The organism is Paenibacillus sp. PSB04 (assembly GCF_025809195.1).
Classification (GTDB): domain Bacteria; phylum Bacillota; class Bacilli; order Paenibacillales; family Paenibacillaceae; genus Paenibacillus_AQ; species Paenibacillus_AQ favisporus.
The window spans coordinates 965113-981406 of record NZ_CP081301.1; the positions used below are offsets into that span (position 1 = coordinate 965113).

At 55.5% G+C, this 16294-nt stretch carries 12 protein-coding genes; all 12 read right to left on the reverse strand.

Features of this window, described 5'->3' with window-relative positions; translation table 11 throughout:
* Positions 1-49: 49 nt before the first annotated feature.
* Positions 50-862, reverse strand: a complete 813-nt coding sequence (locus K2F33_RS04885) for a uroporphyrinogen-III synthase (RefSeq protein WP_263881130.1) — start codon at positions 860-862, stop codon at positions 50-52.
* Between the two features lie 88 nt (positions 863-950).
* Positions 951-1493 (reverse strand): DUF2062 domain-containing protein, encoded by a 543-nt coding sequence (locus K2F33_RS04890; RefSeq protein ID WP_076171852.1) that lies wholly within the window; start codon positions 1491-1493, stop codon positions 951-953.
* Positions 1494-1635: 142 nt separating this feature from the next.
* Positions 1636-2727, reverse strand: coding sequence for a GerAB/ArcD/ProY family transporter (locus K2F33_RS04895; protein ID WP_076171855.1), 1092 nt, complete (start codon positions 2725-2727; stop codon positions 1636-1638).
* Positions 2728-2757: 30 nt separating this feature from the next.
* Complete coding sequence (locus K2F33_RS04900) at positions 2758-2973, reverse strand: hypothetical protein (RefSeq protein ID WP_263881131.1); 216 nt, start codon at positions 2971-2973, stop codon at positions 2758-2760.
* Entirely contained in the window at positions 2966-4153 is a 1188-nt protein-coding gene (locus K2F33_RS04905) for a Ger(x)C family spore germination protein (RefSeq protein ID WP_076172527.1), read from the reverse strand. The genes K2F33_RS04900 and K2F33_RS04905 overlap by 8 nt, the downstream gene beginning before the upstream one ends.
* Positions 4154-4160: 7 nt before the next feature.
* Positions 4161-5732 (reverse strand): spore germination protein, encoded by a 1572-nt coding sequence (locus tag K2F33_RS04910; RefSeq protein ID WP_076172530.1) that lies wholly within the window; start codon positions 5730-5732, stop codon positions 4161-4163.
* Between the two features lie 193 nt (positions 5733-5925).
* Complete coding sequence (locus K2F33_RS04915) at positions 5926-7884, reverse strand: methyl-accepting chemotaxis protein (RefSeq protein ID WP_263882290.1); 1959 nt, start codon at positions 7882-7884, stop codon at positions 5926-5928.
* Between the two features lie 359 nt (positions 7885-8243).
* A complete protein-coding gene (locus K2F33_RS04920; RefSeq protein WP_076171861.1) occupies positions 8244-8660 on the reverse strand; it encodes a MerR family transcriptional regulator in 417 nt (138 codons plus the stop codon).
* Between the two features lie 150 nt (positions 8661-8810).
* Positions 8811-9218, reverse strand: a complete 408-nt coding sequence (locus K2F33_RS04925; protein ID WP_076171863.1) for a ribbon-helix-helix protein, CopG family — start codon at positions 9216-9218, stop codon at positions 8811-8813.
* A 131-nt stretch (positions 9219-9349) separates the two neighbouring features.
* Positions 9350-10717 (reverse strand): glycoside-pentoside-hexuronide (GPH):cation symporter, encoded by a 1368-nt coding sequence (locus tag K2F33_RS04930; protein WP_263881132.1) that lies wholly within the window; start codon positions 10715-10717, stop codon positions 9350-9352.
* Between the two features lie 258 nt (positions 10718-10975).
* Complete coding sequence (locus K2F33_RS04935) at positions 10976-13261, reverse strand: beta-glucosidase family protein (RefSeq protein ID WP_263881133.1); 2286 nt, start codon at positions 13259-13261, stop codon at positions 10976-10978.
* A gap of 305 nt (positions 13262-13566) precedes the next feature.
* Complete coding sequence (locus tag K2F33_RS04940) at positions 13567-16077, reverse strand: GH39 family glycosyl hydrolase (protein WP_263881134.1); 2511 nt, start codon at positions 16075-16077, stop codon at positions 13567-13569.
* Between the last annotated feature and the right edge of the window lie 217 nt (positions 16078-16294).

A 16294-nucleotide genomic window follows, 5' to 3' on the forward strand; every position in this document is an offset into this window, starting at 1 on the left:
AGGGATGCAGCCAGCCGCATCCCCCGTCTGTATGGACATATCCCTTCCGTCAATTTCGAACAAAATACCTTCCCAGTTCCACCATCATGCTGCCCATCCGCTCATCTTCCTCCGGCGAGCAGACGCGTTCGATGCCTTCTTCCCGCAGCGCCTGGGCCGTAATTTTGCCGACAGCCGCCGCGACCACCGGTCCGGAGAAAGCCGATACCAGCTTCGGGAGCTCGCCCTTCACCCGGGCGTACTCGATCAGGTTGCGCACCTGCGGCCCGCTGGTGAACGCCACGGCGTCAAGCTCCGCCGCCGTAATTTCGGCGAGCAGCCGTGCAAGCTCCGCTTCCTCCGGAGCAATATGCTGATACGGCAGCACTTCCCGTACCTGGGCCCCCTGTTCCTGCAGCCAGGCCGTCAGCTTCGGGGCCGGATCGCCGTGCAGCTGTAGAATGACGTCCGCCCCTTGAAACGGATAAGACGCCAGCCCCCGGATCAGACCGGCCGTGCTCCCATCGTCGTCCCGTACGATCGGGATAAGCCCTCTCTTCTTCAGGGCATTCACCGTCTTGTACCCGCGGGCGGCAATGGACGAGCCCTGAAGCGCTTCGAGCAGTGCAGCGCCAGCCCCCATCTCCTCCGCCACCTGATCGATGGCGTCGAGCCCCATGCCCGTCGTCAATATGACCCAGGCGGGTGGATTGGCGATCCATGCTTCAATATCCTTGCGCAGCTTCACATCGTCGAGGAATACCGTTCCCTGTGCGGGACGAATCAGCGGAATGCCTCCCATATTCTCCACAAGTTTGGCCATTTCGGCCGCTTTGCGGGGACCGGTTAACGCAATTTTTTTACCTGCCAAATTCCGAGCCATGCATCCTTCTCCTCATCAGGGTTCATGGAACCCGCCACTGTTTTATTAAACAGTATACTTGAAATTCCGCCCAAGGAGATGAAAAGATTCACAGACTTTTAACGGCAGCGGCGTTCTGGCGCTTGGCCAGGCGGTGCCTTTTACGCTGGTTATACAAGAATCGAACGACAAAAAAGGAAATGACGCCAAGCACCAGGCCGAACACCGACATGCCGATCAGCACGTGAAGACCGCCCTGCAGCAGATGCTTAAATATGGTAAAATCGCCGGACAGCAGGTTTCTCCAAGCATGCTCCTGGACCGGAATATCCACCATTTTTTTCGGGAAAAACCATTCTCCGATTTTCTTGGCAAAAGGGAGGAGGACGATAGGAAGGAAAGTGAGCTTGCCAATGACATTGCCTATAATAGCTGCCGGAAGCGAGCCGCCGGCCAACCTTACCGTAGGGTAAAAAATCAAATACACCAGCGATCCGGTGGAAATGACGATCATCTCGAGCCCGAACCCGAGTGCAAATCCGAGCGACACTTTGCGTGCTCCGCCCGGGGAACGGAACAGCTTGATCATGTTCAGCTTGATTTTCCGGTAAAACTTATGAAAAATGTTGTGCTTTCTCGATTTAGTTGTCATGTAATCACCCTTCAGGTATGCCTAGCAGGCAGGACATCCCCTTCAGCCGCAGGCTTCAGGGCCGCCCGTTCCTTCTATTGTATCACTTTTATCCCCTCTAATCTAACCGAAAGAGTCTGTTTTATTTTTACCGGCAGAAGGATCAGGTAGCGTCCTCCCGGGGTTCCTGCATCCGGGGTTTTCGATGGGGCCGATGGAACAAAAAGATGAAGAGCGGCAGCACGATGACGAACACCAGGGCCACGACCGTCCACTCCCTGTCGAACCGGAACACTTCGATCGAATTGGGATAGATCCAGAATGCTGTCACCACGGCGAATAACCCGATGGGCGAGGTCATCATTTTTCCGGAAATCTGCGGGATCATCGTTTTTAATCCGTAACAAATGATGAACAAGCTGGTGGAGATATTCAGCAGAACCGCCGGAAACCAGAGGCCAACGAGCAGCATGTCGAACCGGTCGAGGAAATCCGTTATTTTAATCTGCCGGGACATTTCGTAAGACGGGTACATCAGGCTTTCGGCAATGGGTACGCCTACCAGCAGCGAAATCATAATGACGATCAGCAGCAGCAGCCCTGTCGACAGGAGCAAAGCGTACATCCCGTCACGGATCCGGTAATCTTTGCTTGAGAAGATGAACGGGAGCGCCAAGATCTGGCCCAGGTAAGAAAAGACGACCCAGCTCCCTTTGCCGACGCCCGCCCAATCGACATAAAAGTAAGGCTTGATATAGTTGAAATCAAAATCCTTGGCAACGATAAACGGTATGATGAGGACAACCGTTGTCATCATCGGCCCATACAGGTCGGCAATGCCCATCACCGTCTGCACGCCCCCTCTGGCAATAAAAATCACCGTCGCCGTGATCGCAATAGAAATGATGAAGATCGGCGTGAGCGGCAGCAGGACGACATTGGTAAAGTCGGCAACCATGCGGATATCCCTGGCCAGGATGATAAAGAAAAATATCAGATACAGGATGGTAATCACTCTTCCGATCACTTTATGCCGTCCGTTCAGCGACTGGAACAGGTCCTTCCCGGGGAACCGCTTGGCGCTTTTGGACAGCAGCAGAAGCATCAGCGCAACGACGATTCCCGCCGGAAAAAAGGACAGGTAGGCGTGCTGCTTGGCATAATTGGCCAGCTCACTCGGTACGTGGATTAATGTGGTGTTCAAGATGTAGGTAATTCCGAGCATCCTAAACTGCCGGTTCGTCACTTTATTCACAGCCCTGCCTCCTTTATTGCGATTTCACATTCAAAAAGGAACGAATTTTTCGAGATAATGTCCCGCCAGTACCGATCCGTACACGACGTGGCCAAACTGCAGGCAGTAGGCCCATATTCCGAACCCGCCTGCGAGCAGAATATAGGCCAACCAGCGGTTAATCCCCGGAATTTCGCGCATGACCTTCCGATCGACCAGGCTCACCAAGATAGCGGCCAAGATATACAGCCCCAGAAGCTTAATCATTCCTGATTTCCTTTCTGCCGAAGGGCTTGCCGACGGCTCCGATATTCTCGATATGAAGCTCAGGTTTTACGATAACCCTGACCTCGGGATATGCTTTCTTCCAATTGCCCTTAAATCTCTGCCAAGCCTTAGGGTCATTCTCGTAGATCGACCTGCCGAATCCCAAAATATCCGAATTGTATTTATGCTGCAGAGAACGCATGGCGAGCTGCACTTTATCGACAATCTCCTCGCTGGCCCGGCGCTCCAGGTCCCGGAGGCTATGCTCATCGCTGATAATGCTGTTTGAATCATTTTCGTACACGGCGCCCTTGGCGTAAATTTCGATGGTCATCGTGATATCGTTGCCGCGGACAACCGGTTTCAGCTTGGCCTCATTTTCACTGAAGCGGATGGAAATGTGGCCCTTGCCTCCGGGCCCGTCGACGATAATGTCCGGTGAGGGGGCCTGGTTCATGGCCAGATTGATGATTTTGCCTTCCTGCCCTTCCAGGGCTCCCACGAACTTGTCCTCGTCAAACAGGGCCAGGCCCGTAACCTGGATATTATTTTTGGAAGTGCCCACGCCCGGCGGCACCGCTTCTTGAATAGACAGGTACGGAAGAGCCACGTCCACGCCATCGGTCATGAGTGTGTTAACCAGCTGTTTCAGCGAATCGGGCCTTTTTGTGAATTCGTTGATCAGCTCCCGGATCATCTCGCTGGAGAATTGCTCCATCGGCGCTGCGGCGTCCAAAATTTTGTACGCCGATCCGCTTGTCACCGCCACCAGCGATGACAGGCGATTCTGAGGAATCCGGGCAAATTGGTCCAGCATCGGTGCAATGCCGTCCCTGGCGAAATCCTCGCCGATAAGCAGCACGCGCCGGTGGGAGAAGGAAAGGTTCCGGGAGTTGCCGGCCTGGATTTCCATGTTGGCGCTGCGCAGCGTAATGCCCGTTTTCGATTCCAGGTAGTAGGACTTTCCGCCGCTGGTGCCTCCGCCGCCGCCTTTGCTGCCTGCCCCGCCTAAATTTCCCGGCAGGGCGATCTGGAGGGCACTTCGGTACATCCCGTTTTCCTTGTCGACGGAAGATCCGATGACGAAGGCAACGTCGTTGATTTCTTTACGGTCCCAGCAGCCGGCCAGCGCAAGCGGGCTCAGGAGCAATAGACCGGCTACCGCCCATTTCTTGATCATGTCCATATCACCACACCTTGTTTGATTGCGGGGTACCGTTGATCTCCTTCTTCTCACGCACCCGGTCTTTCTTCGATGCCCAGGATGGGCGCCGCTTCATCTTCCACCATGGGGCGCGAACGAACACGTCCTTGTTATCCTGAACATGGAAAGGGCTGACGCCGGACATATACGGCACGCCAAAGGAGGTCAATTGGGTCACGTGGACCAGAATCCAGACTGTACCCAGCACGATGCCGAACAATCCGAGAACCCCGGCCAGAATCATCAGCGGAAACCGCAGCAGGCGGACCGTGATGGCCAGGTTGAACCGCGGAATCGTAAAGGAGGCGATCCCTGTCATCGACACGATAATGACCATCGGGGCCGATACGATGCCGGCCTCGACCGCTGCCTGACCGATAACGAGCGCCCCCAGGATGCTGACCGCCTGGCCGACGGTTTTCGGGAGCCTTACGCCAGCCTCGCGCAAGGCCTCAAAGGAAATCTCCATAATGAGCGCCTCGACGAGCGCAGGAAACGGAATGGCCTCCCGGGCAGCCGCGATGCTGAGCACCAGGGTCGAAGGCAGCATGTCCTGATGATAGGTCGTCGTAGCAATATACAATGCAGGTAGGAAGAGGGCGATAAACACGAATAAATACCGGATCCACCGGATGAAGTTCGTGATGAAGTACCGCTCGTAGTAGTCCTCGCTCGCCTGCATCAGTTGGAAAAAGGTCACCGGACCGATGAGAACGAACGGCGTACCGTCCGTGAATATGGCAAAACGTCCCTCCAGCAGCTGGGCCGCTGCGGTGTCGGGGCGCTCGGTGTACTGGAGCTGGGGAAAAGGCGAATACGGATGATCCTCGATCATTTCCTCGATATACCCGGATTCCAGTATTCCGTCGATTTCAATGTCCTTGAGCCGCTTCTCGACGTCCCGGATCATCTTGGGATTCGCCAGTCCCTCGATGTATGAAATGACCACATCCGTTTTGGTCTCTGTCCCGAGAACGATGCTCTTCATCTTCAGCCTGGGGGACTTAATTTTGAAACGCAGCAGCGCTGTATTGACGCGAAGCATCTCCGTGAATCCTTCGCGCGGCCCGCGGATGACCGCTTCGGTCTCCGGCTCGGATACGGTTCGGCGCAATCCGCCCTTTACATTGAACAGGTGGGCTTCCGAATACCCGTCCACCAGGATGACCGCGCTGGAATTCATCAGCCCCTCGATGACATCCCCCCACATGGTGGCGCTGTTGACCTGGGACAGGGATACGCGCGTATTTTCCAATGGTTCCAGATCAGGGTCTTGCTCCTTGCTCTCGTCCCCCTCATTCTTCAAGCGCACCAATCCCTGGATAATGGGCTGAATCATATGGATCTGGAGTTCTTCGGAGAACACGATCCCTTCCACATATACGAGCAGGCCCTCAACGCCCGGGGCAACCTCCATGCTCCGGTAGACCATGTCCGAGCAGTCATCGAAGATATCCTTCAGCATCTCCGTATTGACTTTCAGATCCTTCTGGATCGGCACCTTATCCAACGAAGGAGACGGCAGACCCAGTGCCCTGCCTGTTGGAAGGGCCATGCGCGGCTTATCCGGTGTTGCACCGCCTTTTTTCATCTCCACTAGTCACCTCGATTTCCGCTCCTTGCCAGCAAGAAGGAATTTAACCGTAGGTTGTGCCAGAATTGGATAAATTATGTGGATGGCTCGGGGAATGTACAAAAAAGGCGCCACCCGCTTGCAGCTTCGGGTGGCGCCTGCCTATTCATCGCCGTCAGATTTTAAATTGTGCAACCTGCTCGAGCAGCTGCTCAGCCAGCTTGTTCAGACTGGCCGCCGAAGAGGCAATCTCCTCAATGGAGGCAAGCTGTTCCTGGGCGGAAGCCGATACGGCCTGTGTGTTGCCTGCGGCTGCTTCGGAATACCCCTGAATGAGCCGAATCGACTGTTCGACGCTTTCGCCGCTCTGCGCAAGCGAGCGCGACGCCTCGGCGGCCGAGGCGATGTCCGCGCTGGCTCCTTTGACGGCCTTGCGGATCCGCGTGAACGACCGTCCTGTCAAATCCACCGCTTCGATGCCCTCGGACACCCTCGTCTTCGCGTCGTTCATGGCGGACAGAATCCGTGTCATCTCGCCCTTCATGCCGCTGACGAGCGCCTCGATCCGCTGGGCCGATTGCTCCGACTGCTCCGACAGTTTCCGCACCTCGATCGCGACGACCGCGAAGCCCCGTCCATGCTCTCCGGCCCTGGCCGCCTCGATCGACGCGTTCAGCGCCAAGAGATGGGTCTGCTGGGCAATGCCTGTGATCAAATTGACGATTTCGCCGATTTGGGCCGTTCGCTCGTTCATCGTATCCACAATGCCGTCGAGATCGCTGACCGTCTCGTGGATGCTCTGGATTTTGTCCGTGACGCTGATCACGGCCGCGTTGCCTTCTTCCGCCGACTGGGTCGTCCGCTGCATCGTCTGCATGACATCGTCCATGTTGGCCCGAATCCGCTCGGACTCCTTGGACATGACCTCCATGCTCACCATGCTCTGCTCCACACTGCGAAGCTGCTGCTCACTTCCGGCGGCAACCTCCTGGATGGCTTCGGTCACATGCTCGATCGCTTTGGTCGTCTGATCAGCGCCTGCAGCCAGCCCCTTGGCGGACGCGTTCACGTGATCCGTGATTTCCTGGACACTGATGATCATCGTGCGGAGATTGTCCACCATCGTCTGAAAGTGACGGCTGAGATTGCCGATCTCATCCCTCTTCGCCGTGTCCAGATCCTCCCGCAAATCCCCCTTGCTGATCCGCTCGGTCGCCAAGGTGAGCGCAGAAATCGGCTTAATGATCGAGCGGATATTGAACAGGATGATGGCCAGGGCAGCCAGAATGGATATCGAAATGACCAGGATCACCGTGTTGCGGATGCCGCTGACGGCACCGGCCACCTCTTTGTCGTACATCGTTCCGGCTATTTTCCACCCGGTGAGCTCGTTCGTCGTGAAGGACGCCCGCTTCTTCTCATTTTCGTATGTATAGCTGAATGTTCCTTCTTGGCCGGCAAACAGATGCTTGGTCACCACTTCTTCCGCGGGTTCCCCCGTCTTGTCCGGATGCACCACATAGTTTTTTGCCGTATCGACGATCACGATGTATCCGTCCTTGCCCAGCTTCATTTGGGTCAGGCTGCGAATCGTATCCAGATTGAGCTCGATCGACATGACGCCTTTGCCTGATGGGAGCATCTGGGCGATGGAAGCGGACATTTGGCCGTTGGCCGCTTTAAACACAGGCGAGATGGTCGCGCCCTTCCCCTGCTTGATCGCCCGGATATACCAGTCCTGCTTGCGGACGTCGTACCGTTCCGGCAGCGGGTCCTCGGAGGCCCGGACGAAATCGCCGCTATCCGTGCCCAGCAATATATCCTTGACCTCCTTATGCAGGGTGAGATACTGCCTCAGCTGAGCCTTGAGCTCGCCTCCCTTGCCGGTGGGATCGCTTTCAGCACTGGCTACATAAGGCTGCTGAATCAGGTAAGCGAGATCATCCACCTTCGCCTGGATGTTCTGCGTGATGATCCGGTCAGCGGATTCGCTGCTCTCCAGGGCGTTGGTCATCATCGTTCCCTCAATTTTCCCCTTGGCCGACTGGTAAGACAGCATTCCGATCATGACGCTGGGAATGATCAGCACGACGAGATACGATACCAGCAACTTTCGTTTAATGGACAGCGACATTCGTTTCACTAGCACTTTCCTTTCTACTGGGTAATATGTATCTCCCACCCTCAAACTTGTTACTTGAGTCACGGTCTATATGAGCACATTATCATAGATTGAACTCGCTCATCCCCATAACATTTCTACATATATCCATTTTCTTTAAAAATTTTGAACTTATCAATAGGTAATAAGAACTAGTAAAAGCATTTCTCAGGCGTCATTCATCCGCGAGAGTTCAAGGCATTTTCTCCGAGGGATAAGGCGTTTTGCACAAAAAAACAGCCTGGTGCTATGCACCCAGACTGCTTGCCGGCTTGCTGCTGATTATTGACTCCCGGTAAATAAAGTCATCGCTGTTTGCCTCTGAAGGCAGATTATCGTTTTAGCGCGTTCGTAATCCGTTCCTGCAGCGCCACGAGCTCTTCCCGCACACGGGCGATTTCCTGGATTTTGACGTCCAGCAGGCCGATCTGCTTCGTAACCGCTTCCCCCATCTGCTCCAGCTCAGCCGTGCGCTGGTCGTCGTCGGACGAGGACGAAAACTTGCTGCGGTGGAGCTCCACCTGCTCATGAATCTGCAAATACTCTTGAATCTCCTGCAGAGAGAAGCCGAGCACCTTGCGGGCCAACACGATATTTTTCAAATGCTGCACGTCATCTTCTGTATATAAACGCATGCCTCCGTCCGAGCGCTCGGGTGATTTGATCAGGCCGATTTCCTCATAGTAGCGGATCGTGCGCTTGGTCAGGCCGGTTTCCTTCGCCACATCGTCAATTTTAAGCCAGTCCATTCCGTTCCTCCCATTCAAGGTTCTCCCCCAAGTATATCGTTCTCCCTGGCAGAATGCCAATGCGCAGACAGCGGCAGGCGGGGGACTCGGGGCAAATGAGAAAACAATCGAAACGCCGTCAGGCGCTCATGAATAGGAGGCAGAAAAGCACTAAACGCTGTCCTTCGGTTTTTCTCCGATCAAACCAAGCAAAAACATTTGGGAATAAGCAAATCCGCCATGAAGCTTCTGCACAATCGCGGGAACGGTCAGATCATGTTCCAGATACATCGAGAGGATGCGGTGTGTGAATTGTTTTTGATCCGTTAGAGAGAATTCCTGAAGCTGCTTTACAAAGTCCTTATCGATCTGCTCCCTCCCTCCCAGCTCCTGCTGCAGCCGGTAACCCGCCACATACAAATCAGCCGCCGTTTCTTCGTCGGTTTTGCGGTGCTCGGCGACATAATCGGCAATCCAGTCCCTGACCAGGGTGGAAGTATCCTTATGATTATCCTTTGCCGCCTGCTGAAAGCTTTCTTTCAGCTCTTTCGGGAGACGGATATGCAAACTCGAATCCATTGATCGTTCCTCCTATTTTGGCATTCATATACGTACGATTTTATACACAATGTGTACACATTGTCAACACAAATAGCAAAAACAAGGCAGCCAACCCTAAGATTGACTGCCTTGTCCAGCTGCATCGTAACTTAAGCCTGCTGCGCTTTGCGCTGTTCCAGCTCCTGAATGATTTCGGCGTATTTGTGGTCCGTCAAATTATAGAAGAAGATCAGGACCATCGCGCCCAGCGTCAGAATGGCCGGAGCCAGCGTGAGCGAAAAAGCGATGCCGTGCAGCGCGGTAACCGTCTGTGCCTGATTAGCCACATACCCGGTCAGCGTAAGCAGAATACCAGAGAGCGAGCCGGCAAGCGCCGTCGCGACCTTCTGGGCGAAACTGAAGGAAGCATAGCTGATGCCTTCGGCCCGGACCCCGGTTTTCCATTCGCCGTAGTCAACCGAGTCCGCCGCCATCGTCCAGCCGACGACCCACGGCACGGTGAGGGTCAAGCCGATCAAAGCCGAGAAGATAAAGATCAGAGTAATGCTGCTGTAGCTCGTAAAGTATAGACACACGCTGCCGACGATCGTGATCAAAAAAGCGAGCTGAAGCGTGTTTTTCTTGCCGATTCTCTTTTCCACAAAAGGAACGCAGGCCATGCCGATCATGCCCATCAGAAGGACCACCGGGATGTAATACGCCGCCAGGTCCTCCCGGCCTACATTATATTTGAAATAATACGCCGGAATGGCGAAGAAAATCGTATTGGCTCCGCCGCTCAGCATCATGGCAAAGGACGAGAGCAGGAGCGGTCTGTTTTTCGCTAACGTTTTCAATCCGCCCTTGGTGCTGACTTCCTTCTGGATCGGAATCCGCTCTTGCGTGCTCTTGAAGCAGCCCAGCAGCAGCACGATCGCTACGATGGCGTACAGCCCCACCGTGTATTGATAGCCTTTGGCGGTGTTGTCGCCGCCGAACCAGCTGGCTAGTGGGCTGGTGGCATACGATACAATGAGCGTTGCCACATTGGCGAAGATCATGCGGTATGTCATCAGCTTCGTGCGGTCTCTCTGATCCTGTGTAATGACAGGCGACATGGCCGAATAGGGAATGTTGACCAGGGAATACAGGAATCCGAGCAAAATATAAGTTACGTACGCATAAACCAGTTTACCGGTGTTCCCCATATCCGGCGTCGAGAAGCATAATACGAACATAACCGACAGCGGAATGCTGCCGAACAATAAATAAGGTCTGAAGCGTCCCCATCTTGAATTCGTTTTATCGACGATCATCCCGATGATCGGGTCAAAAATGGCATCCAAGAACCGGGCGACCAGAAACAGCGATGCGACGGCCGCCGGGCTGATGCCGTAGACGTCCGTGTAGAAGAACATCAGGTAGACCGACGTCATACCCCACACGAAGTTGTTGGCCGCGTCGCCCAGCCCGTATCCCATCATTCTGAACGAGCTGAGCTTGCCGTACACTGATGCCGCTGATGTTTTAGCTCCCATGTGATTGCCCCACTTTCAAAAAATCTTCATTCAGGATGTTTTAGGTGAGCTCCTGATATATTCAATTATAGGAAACGCTTGATATCGCTTTCATCGCGTTTTTTGCTCAGAACCTTCACGTTTTTTGTTGAACCGGTACGGCTGCATCCGGTCCAGGCGGCAGTTAGGGAAATCATGAGGCCCGAAATGCGCAAAAAATAAGGTACAGCCGTCCCAATGAACAGCTGTACCTTATAGTGTGAACGTTATAGGCTGTGCTTAAACCTTCGCCTGGTGAACCGTAGCAAGCAGCTCGTCGACCATCGATTCAGGCGAGCGCTCAATCAGCATTTCCTGACCGTACAGCTGGATCAGCTTGATGAGCGGAAAGTCACCAAGAAACTCCAGCGACTGTTCGCTTAGCGAAATCGGATCGGAAATTTGCCCGTTCATACGCTCCATGAACCGCTCCAGCACTTCCCGGGACCGGGACTCCGCCATCCAATCGCGAATGAGGCTGTATCGGTGCAGACTTGGACTCTGCTGCGCCTCAAAAGCCATGTCTACCCGTACCGTCGCGCGGATATCCGCAGAGGAGCTGCCGGCCATGAGCATAAACCAGCCGCTTTCCGCAACCCATTGCCCCCGCTTGGGATCATAGTAAGAGAAATCCCGCGGGGTCAGCGTAAAGACGGCAGTCTTCGTTTCCCCGGGCTCCAGCTGCAATTTGCAGAAGCCTTTCAGCTCCTTGACCGGCCGGATCAGGCGGCTCTCTTCGTCCTGAACATAGAGCTGGACGACTTCCTGACCCGCGAGGTCCCCCGCGTTACGGATACCCACTTCGACCGTCGCCACCCCGCCGGCAGTGCGGACGCGCAGGCCGCCGTACTCAAACGACGTGTAGGACAAGCCGTGGCCGAACGGGAACAGCGGCTCAAGCTCCTTTTTGTCGTAATAGCGGTAACCGGTAAAAATCCCTTCGCTGTACACCGCCTGCTGGTTGCCGTCGCCGAACGTAAGGTAGGACGGCGTGTCCGACAGCTTCACCGGGAATGTCTCGGACAGCTTGCCGGAAGGATTCACACGCCCAAACAGGATGTCCGCCACGGCCCGGCCGCTGCCCTGTCCGGACAGCCACATCTCCAGCACGGCCGGCACGCCGCCGATCCATTCCTGCATCGCCACCGCCGTACCGTTGCACAGGACGACGATGCAGTTCGGCTGAGCCGCGGCAACTTCCTGGATTAGCTTCACCTGTACCGGCGGCAGGTCGATCGTCTTGCTGTCGTAACCTTCGGATTCCGTGCCTTCAGGCTGGCCGACGAAAAGGACAGCCGCTTCGGCCTGGCTGGCCAGCCGCACGCTCTCTTCGATCAGAGCTTCGTCCGGCTCGTTGTCGTTGCGGTACCCTTCCGCGTACGCCAGATGATCCTCCCCGCCAACCATCGCCGCGATTTCATCGTACGGGATGTCCAGGCGGGTCGGGGTTACCCGTGCGCTGCCGCCGCCCTGGTAGCGCGGCTTCTTCGCCTTCTGGCCGATAACGGCCAGCCGACGGAGCTTCCCGGCCGCAAGCGGCAGGATGCCGTTCTCATTCTTCAGGAGAACGATGCTCTCCGCTGCGGCCCGGCGCGCCAGCTCGTGGTGCGCGTCCACGTCCCAAGGCTGCCGCGCCTCCTTGCTGCCGGCTGCGGCAGTGACCTTGGCAACCAGCTCCAGCATGCGCCGCACGGACGCATCCAGCACGCTCTCGTCCAGCTCGCCGCTCCGCACGGCGGAAACCAGCTTCACGGCGTTGTATTTCGCCGGTCCCGGCATTTCCAGGTCAAGCCCGGCCCGCAGGCTCTTCAGTCGGTCGTGGACCGCCGTCCAGTCCGACATGACGACCCCGTCATAGCCCCATTCTTCGCGCAGCACCTGGCGCAGCAGAAAATCATGCTCGCTGGTATAAGTACCATTCAGCAGGTTGTACGAGGTCATCACCGTCCAAGGATTCGACTTCTTGACGATGATTTCAAACGCGGTCAAGTAGATTTCCCGCAGGGTGCGTTCATCCACAACGGAATTCGAAACCATCTTCTCGGTCTCCTGGTTGTTGCCGGCAAAATGCTTGACCGATGCGCCGACGCCCATGCGCTGCAGCCCGTTCACCATGGCCGCGCCCAGCTCCCCGGTCAGCACCGGGTCCTCGGAATAATACTCGAAGTTCCGTCCGCCAAGCGGAGAACGCTTCATATTGACGCCGGGTCCAAGCAGAATCTGCGTATCCAGCGCCAGACTTTCCCGGCCGAGGGCTTCGCCCACTTCCTCAATGAGCTTCGTGTTCCAGGTGGACCCCAGCGCCACGCCGGTCGGATAGCAGGTCGCCGGCATATTTTCCGAAAACAATCCCATTTCCTGCGTGCTTCCGGGCTTGCGGACGCCGTTGGTACCGTCAAACATCGTAATGGACGGAACGGCCGCCCGTTCAATCTCTTGCGTCTTCCACATGTCGGCCCCCGCGACGAGCGCCGCTTTCTCTTCCAGGGTCAGCGATTTCAGCAGCTTATCTATGGATGTATTCATGATGACTCATTCCTTTAATCATGGATTGTACATAGATTGAACTAAAGTTTTGCATGGAACTTCCTGTTATATAACGGTCCAATCGGCCCTATAACATCCATTTCTTTAGTTCACGCTATGTAGACGTTTGCAGAATCAACAAATGACTGCTTGTTCTCATTCTAACCCTGAAGCAAAAGCCCGTTCTTGTTCTCTTTTGCCTAAAAGCACCCCTTTTTTTGCGGTCATCCCCGGCTGCTGCAGGCATATCGCAAACAGCCCCGAATTTCCGTCCGGCACAGGAACGGGAAATTTCGGAGCTGTGTTCAATACTGTTTATGGAGCGTGATCAGTTGCACGCCGTGCGGCGGTACGGTGACCCGAACGGTATAGGAAGAAGCAGCCCGGATTTGGGAGACCTTCAAGTCAGGCCCGCTTTGGCGGCGCAGATAGGCAACCTCATCCTTACTGGGAAAGTCCGGCGCTCCCATCGCCTGCCATGCGTCAAACACCGATCCGTGCTCCCGGTCCAGGGTGTAATGCGACACCTTGTAATCTCCCTGCAAACCGCGAATGTCGAGGCTGACGTCCAGCGCCTCCTTGCTTTCAAACACGTCGTACCGGTTTTGCTCGCTGATGCCCGACCATTCGCCTTTGGCGTACAAGCTGTCCACATGTGTATAGTTGTACAGCAGCACCTGGATGTCTCCGTTCTCCTCGGTCGCGATATAATACGGACCCCTGGCCAAGATCCGGCGGCCGAGCTTGTTCAGCAGCGCAAAAGCGTAATAGGAGGGCTTCTTGAGCCCGTGCATGCTGATCAGCCCGAATCCGCCGTGAAACGGGCTGTCGCCCGCCCGCATCTCCTCAAAAATGTCGGTGAACGTCCAAAACCCGAGCGACTGCAGCAGGCCGATGGAATCGACCGCGTTTTTGATAATAAACGGCGCCATGAACATCGTGTCATGCAGCAGATTGTGCGGATACAAGGAAAAGTTCCATTCCGTCAGATGCAGCTCCAAAGCCTCCGCCGGGGAATCGGCGATCCGCTCGCGGACCTTGTGGATCGTATCCACAAAAAATTCCGGCGGCTGTGTATGGGATAGACCACCGGAGTGCTCGTCCCCGGGCCAATATTCCGAATAGCTGTGGAAGGAAAAGAAATCGATATCTACCCGGTGTTCGTGGCAGTACTGCAGGAAGGTCTGAATCCAGTCCGTCTCCCACACGGTAATATAATTCAGCGCCGGCCCGCCGACCCGAAGATCCGGGGAGACCGACTTGATCGCCAGCGCGGTGGCGGCGTAAAATTCGAAATATTCCTCCTTCGTCCCCGACCAGCAGATCTCGATGGCATCCGGCTCGTTCCACACTTCAAAGTACCACTGCCGCACCTCTTCCATGCCGTAGCGGTTGACCAGATGCCGGACAAACTGGCGGATGAGCTCCGACCACTTGGCCATGTCCTTCGGCGGCGATATGTTCCCTTTCCACCAAAAGAGGGTCTCATCCGAACGCTTCAGCTTGCCGGGCATAAACCCGAGCTCAACGAAGGGACGTATCCCTTGACCCAGCAAAAAATCGTACAGCTCATCGGCATAACTCCAATTGTACCGCGGAGTCCCGTCCTCGGATTCGTCGTAAATCATCATCTCGTCATTGAAAATGCCGTGGAACCGGATATGTTGAAACGGCTGCTCCGCCTGGATTTCCGTCAGCTGCTTCCGCCAGTCTTCGCGCAGCCCTTCGGCGGCCCTTCCCGCCGTCAGCAGCCGGTTCCAGTGAGGCTCGTACGATTCTCCGGGAGCGGCCGCATCCAGAACGAGGCTTTCCTCAACGCTCCGGGCAGGGGCGGGCGGCACGGACGGTGCCGCGGCTTCAGCCTGCGGCAGATGCCGGTACAAGCCCTCCAGCACTTTTACCGTATCGACCTTGATGTAGGAGCCGCTCTCCGATGTATCTCTCGTAAAAGGAAGATGCTTGTCATCCGCTCCCCCAATCTGCCGCTCATGCTTCTGCCGGTACTCGGAAGGCGTCACGCCCATTTTTTCCTTAAAGCTCTTGTTAAACAGCTTCACATTGGCGAATCCGCAATCCGCGGCGATGTCGATAATGTTGCTCGTCGTCTCCCTCAGCATCGTCTCCGCTTTTTCCAAACGGATGAGGGTCAAATATTTCTGAAAGGAGATGCCGATCTTGCTTTTGAAAAAGTGGGAAAAATAATAGAAGCTCAGATGCTCCTGTTCGGCCATCTGGTTCAGGTTGATTTTGTACATATAGTTCTCGTCCACGTATTGAATGATCCGGCGAAGGCGCTCGAGATCCACGTCGCTCGCATTTGCGCTGTCGTCCAGCCGCTCCGCCGTCGCGAAATATCGGACCAGCTGGCCCAGCAAGAGATGCAGATGCCCCATCACTTTGTCGCCGTAGCCGTCCTCCCGCTTGTTCAACTCCCACATCATTTGGGCAAGACCGGAGCGGATGGGCGCAAAGCGGGCTTCGTCCGCACCCCGGGCGTTCACGGAGCTGCAGTCGATCCGGTTTTTGGACTGCTGCGGCTGGGCCTGGACCGTCCCTGGATCGACCTGCAGGGTAAGCAGGACGTTGGCCTCGCCGGTCTTGTCGATTTTGTGCACGTCCATGCTGTTGATGACCAGCAGGTCCTCTTCCCGCAGAATCAGCCGCTCCTGGGCGACATGGATTTCCACCGACCCTTTGAGGACGTAGATCAGCTCCAGCTCTTTATGCCAATGAAACGGAATATGATCAATGCTGTTGATGAACAGCGTAAAAGGCATATGCTCATGGTGTTCGATAAACTCGTATCTGTGTTTCAATCCGATTTCCTCCACTTGGCTTTCTTGCCGCAACCGATTCAATGTAGAACTACTTTACAAGCTGCTCCGCCCGATGTAAAGCTGTAGCCCGGCGGGGGTCCTTGGCGTATCTAGAGCATTCCCGTTATCCGGTTGCCATAGACGAGCGATATATTCTCGGTCTGGAGAAAAAAAGACCGCCCCCAGCTCGGTATCGGGATACCTGCTGCAGGACGGC

Coding starts and splice junctions, on each gene's coding strand:
- K2F33_RS04885 (WP_263881130.1), bottom strand. CDS start 862: ATGGCTCGGAATTTGGCAGGTAAAAAAATTGCGTTAACCGGTCCCCGC.
- K2F33_RS04890 (WP_076171852.1), bottom strand. CDS start 1,493: ATGACAACTAAATCGAGAAAGCACAACATTTTTCATAAGTTTTACCGG.
- K2F33_RS04900 (WP_263881131.1), bottom strand. CDS start 2,973: ATGATTAAGCTTCTGGGGCTGTATATCTTGGCCGCTATCTTGGTGAGC.
- K2F33_RS04905 (WP_076172527.1), bottom strand. CDS start 4,153: ATGATCAAGAAATGGGCGGTAGCCGGTCTATTGCTCCTGAGCCCGCTT.
- K2F33_RS04910 (WP_076172530.1), bottom strand. CDS start 5,732: ATGGCCCTTCCAACAGGCAGGGCACTGGGTCTGCCGTCTCCTTCGTTG.
- K2F33_RS04915 (WP_263882290.1), bottom strand. CDS start 7,884: ATGTCGCTGTCCATTAAACGAAAGTTGCTGGTATCGTATCTCGTCGTG.
- K2F33_RS04920 (WP_076171861.1), bottom strand. CDS start 8,660: ATGGACTGGCTTAAAATTGACGATGTGGCGAAGGAAACCGGCCTGACC.
- K2F33_RS04925 (WP_076171863.1), bottom strand. CDS start 9,218: ATGGATTCGAGTTTGCATATCCGTCTCCCGAAAGAGCTGAAAGAAAGC.
- K2F33_RS04930 (WP_263881132.1), bottom strand. CDS start 10,717: ATGGGAGCTAAAACATCAGCGGCATCAGTGTACGGCAAGCTCAGCTCG.
- K2F33_RS04935 (WP_263881133.1), bottom strand. CDS start 13,261: ATGAATACATCCATAGATAAGCTGCTGAAATCGCTGACCCTGGAAGAG.